The 4,101-nt window shown below is 72.6% G+C and carries 3 protein-coding genes and 1 pseudogene; all 4 read right to left on the bottom strand.

The features are described from left to right. Positions 1-8: 8 nt before the first annotated feature. A complete protein-coding gene (locus tag ABD127_RS02600) occupies positions 9-956 on the bottom strand; it encodes an electron transfer flavoprotein subunit alpha/FixB family protein (RefSeq protein ID WP_344197406.1) in 948 nt (315 codons plus the stop codon). A 14-nt stretch (positions 957-970) separates the two neighbouring features. Then, positions 971-1,750: an electron transfer flavoprotein subunit beta/FixA family protein gene (locus ABD127_RS02595; RefSeq protein ID WP_344197404.1), complete on the bottom strand. Its 780-nt coding sequence runs from the start codon at positions 1,748-1,750 to the stop codon at positions 971-973. A gap of 211 nt (positions 1,751-1,961) precedes the next feature. After that, positions 1,962-3,458: a hypothetical protein gene (locus ABD127_RS02590; RefSeq protein WP_344197402.1), complete on the bottom strand. Its 1,497-nt coding sequence runs from the start codon at positions 3,456-3,458 to the stop codon at positions 1,962-1,964. Positions 3,459-3,501: 43 nt separating this feature from the next. Beyond that, a pseudogene (locus tag ABD127_RS02585) lies at positions 3,502-4,101 on the bottom strand (hypothetical protein); the annotation flags it as partial.

Genomic DNA, 4,101 nt, shown 5'->3' with positions numbered 1-4,101 from the left:
GGTGAGGCTCAGCCCTTGCGCTTGACGACCTCTTCGGTGGCCTGCGGGAGGACCGTCTTGAGGTCACCCACGACGCCGAAGTCGACGAGCTCGAAGATCGGCGCCTCGTCGTCCTTGTTGACCGCGACGATCGTCTTGGACGTCTGCATGCCGGCGCGGTGCTGGATCGCCCCGGAGATGCCGTTGGCGACGTACAGCTGCGGCGAGACGACCTTGCCGGTCTGGCCGACCTGGAAGGAGTGCGGGTACCAGCCGGAGTCGACCGCGGCGCGCGAGGCGCCCACGGCGGCACCGAGGCTGTCGGCGAACGCCTCGACCTCGGTGAAGTCGCCACCGGTGCCACGGCCGCCGGAGACCACGATCGCGGCCTCGGTGAGCTCGGGGCGACCCGAGGCCTCCTTGACCTTGGTCGAGGTGATCTTGGCACCCTTGGCGGCGTCGGAGACGTCGACCGAGACGGCCTCGACCGTGCCGGCACCCGAGGTGGCCTCGGGGGCCGTCGAGTTGGGCTTGACGGCGATGACCGGCGTACCGGCGGTGATCTTCGCGTCGACGGTGAAGTTGCCGGCGAAGACCGACTGCGTCGTCGTGATGGTGTCACCGTCGACGGAGACGTCGACCGCGTCGGTGATGAAGCCCGAGCTGGCCTTGAGCGCGACGCGAGCCGCGATCTCCTTGCCCTCGAACGTCGACGGGACGAGCACCGCGGCGGGGCTCTTGTCGGCGACGAGCTGGCTCAGCGCCTCGGCCTTCGGGCCGACCAGGTAGTCGGCGTAGACGGCGTCGTCGAGCTGGTAGACCTTCTCGGCACCGTACTCGGCGAGCTGCGAGGGGACCTCGGAGCCGAACACGACGGCCGACGGCTCGCCGATGCGGCGGGCGATCGTGAGGAGCTCCAGCGACGGCTTGGTGACCTTGCCCTCAGGGGCATCGATCAGCACGAGAACTTCAGACATGTCCTGATCCCTTCTCAGACGAACTTCTTGGAGGCGAGGAACTCGACGAGCTTGGTGCCGCCGTCTCCCTCGTCGGTGACGACCTCGCCGGCGGTGCGCGGCGGGCGGGGCGTCGTGGAGTCCACGGCGGTCCAGGCGTTGTCGCCACCGACCTCCGAGGCCTCGAGGCCCAGGTCGGCCAGCGACCACTCGTCGATCGGCTTCTTCTTGGCCGCCATGATGCCCTTGAAGGACGGGTAGCGGGCCTCGCCGGTCTGGTCGGTGACCGAGACGACGACCTTGCCGCTGGCGGTGATCTCCTGCGACGCGACGTCGCCGTCGCGGCGGATCGTGACCGTGTCGCCGTCGACCGTGATCTCCGAGGCGAACGTGACGGCCGGAAGGCCCAGGCGCTCGGCGACCAGCGTGGGGACGATGCCCATGCCGGCGTCGGTGGAGGCCATGCCGAAGAACACGAGGTCGTACTCGAGCTTCTCGATGGCCTTGGCGAGCACGAGCGAGGTCGCGAACGCGTCGGAGCCGGCGATGGCGTCGTCGACGACGTGGACACCGGCGTCGGCGCCCATCTGCAGCGCCTTGCGCACGGCGTCGGCGGCGTCCTCGGGACCGACGGTCACGACGGTGACCTCGCCCTCGCCGGCCTCGACGACCTGCAGAGCCTGCTCGACCGCGTACTCGTCCAGCTCGGACAGCAGGCCGTCGACGCCTTCACGGTCGACAGTGTTGTCGGACGTGAAGGTTCGGTCGCCGGTGGCATCCGGGACGTACTTGACCGCAACAACGATCTTGGTCACGGGGGACCCTCCTGGAAGGTTCGGGGTTCACGGCGCCGGGATCGGCGTCGTGGCCATCACACGATGGCACCGAGGGTCACTGTGCCACCTCGCTGTCAGCAAGGGTGAGGCGACCCTCAGCAACCTGAATGTTACCCACTCGTAGTATTTCGGGCGACAGCTGCGGCCCATGGACTGCGTCACACCGAGGTGCAGGTCACACGCGACCGCGTCAGTCGCCCTCGGTGCGCGCCCGCAGCAGCGACTGCGCTGCCAGGCCGATCACGAGGTAGACGATCGATCCGAGGCCCCACGTCACGAGGGCCTCCTTCCGCTCGGCGTTCCCACCGGAGAAGTCGACGAGGCTCCCGATCGGCGCCGTCAGCGCGTTGCAGACGGTCTCGACGGTGGAGTACAGGCCACCGGAGTCGTTGCCCAGGGCGACCAGCAGCGCACCGACGGCCAGCACCACCGACAGGATCAGTCCGGCGGCGCCGAGCACCGCCGCCACGATCGTGACGACCGAGGTGCCGGAGGAACCGCGCGACTCGTCCGGCGGCTCGGGCACGGCCTCGATCTCGGCCGCCTCGCGACGTGCTCGCGACTTCTCGACCTTGGCCGACGCCTTCTCCTCGGCCTTCTGACGACGCGCGACGGCCTTGGCCTCGCGGGCCGACGCCCGGGCGGACACGGCGGGCGCGGCCTCGACGGCACGCTGCTCTGCGGTCGTGTCCTCGAGCTCCGGCTCGTCGGCGGTCCCGACCGGCTCGGGGTCGGTCTCGGCCTCACGCGCTGCGGCAGCCTCGGCCTCCAGGCGCTCGGCCTCCAGCGCGGCAGCCTGCTCGGCCTCCAGGCGCTCGGCCTCCAGCGCGGCAGCCTGCTCGGCCTCGAGGCGCTCCGCCTCCAGGCGCTCCGCCTCCAGGCGCTCCGCCTCGAGCGCGGCAGCCTGCTCCTCGTCAGCGCGTCGCTGCTCGGCCTCGGCCTCGGCGGCCACGGCCGCGAGGCGGGTCGTGACCTCGTCGGCGGCGAGCTCGCGGTCGATCTCGTCCGGCTCGTAGGCCTGCTCGACCTCGGACTCGGCCGCAGCCTGCGGCCCCTCCGGGGCGGCCTCGGACTGGGCGTCACTGCGACGGACGCGCGCCTCGCTGCGCTGACGGCGACGCTCGAGCGCGGCGGCCCGGCGCATCTGCTTGGCACTCGCCCGGCGCTCACGCGTGCCGACCGGAGCGTCGACCTCAGGCGCGTCCGGCCCGTCGAGGTCCGAGTCCTCGACCTCGATCGCGACGGGCAGCTCCTCGGGCTCGGGCTCGGGCTCGGGCTCGGGCTCGGGCTCCGCGAGGCTCTCCGGCTCGAAGGGACGGTACGGCTCCGGCTCCTCGTCCACCACGTCGTCGTCCGCGACCGCGTCGCCCGATCGCCGGGCGCGCTTCGCGGCGCGACGGGCCGCCTTGGCCTCGGCCCGCTCGAGCCGGGCCTGCTGACGACGGGTCAGCCGCTGGGGCTCGGTCGAGGTCTCGTCGACCGCGGCGGCCGAGGTCTCGAGCACGGCCTCGTCCGACGACCCCTCCACGGGGTCGTCGAAGGACGCCGTGGCCGGCTCCTCGTCGTACTCGGCCGACGCGGCGCGCTCGGCCTCGTCGGCCTGCGCCGCCCACTCCCCCGCGGTGGTCAGTCCCTGGAGGGCGCGGTGCAGCGGGCTCGACTCGTCGAGCCCGCGGTCGGCGACCACCCAGCGTCCGGGGACGTCCGCGACGGACGGCTCCCCGGACGGCTCACTTACGTCGGACGACCCTTTTCCTGGCCGGGGAGGCAAGGGCCCCCGACTCACCGCTCACCTCCTGGAGCGATTCGCCGGACTCCTCGTCGGCATCGTCGTCACCGTCGTCGACGAACTCGGACGCGGTCGGCGCTGAGGGCGTCAGCGGCGTGCCCTTGGCCACCTGGTTCGCCATGACGATGTGCTCCTGGGCGACCCGCTCGGCCTCGGCCTCGGCGGCGGCGACCCACTCCATCGCGGTGCGCTCGGCCTCCTGCAGCTTCTGCTCGGCAGCCTCGCGAGCCGCGGCGACCGCCTGGCTGAGGCGCTCCTGCGCCTCGCGCTTGGACGCGATCGTGACGCGTTCCGCCTCGGCCTGGGCCTCGGCGATGCGACGCTTCGACTCCGCCTCGGCGGAGGCGGCCACGCGGCGAGCCTCCTCCTGGGCGGCGGCCACCTTCTCGGCGGCGGAGCGCTCGGCCTCGGCGACCTTGCGCTCGGCGTCCTGGCGGGCGACCTCGGCGGCCCGCTCCTGCTGGCGCTCGGCCTCGGCGCGAGCCTCGGCGGCGACGCGAGCGGCCTCGGCAGCCTCGGCGGCGACGCGCTCGGCCTCGGC

Source organism: Aeromicrobium alkaliterrae (genome assembly GCF_039529015.1).
Classification (GTDB): domain Bacteria; phylum Actinomycetota; class Actinomycetes; order Propionibacteriales; family Nocardioidaceae; genus Aeromicrobium; species Aeromicrobium alkaliterrae.
The sequence above is the reverse complement of the archived record's forward strand: the minus strand, read 5'-3'. Positions and strand labels throughout refer to the sequence as shown.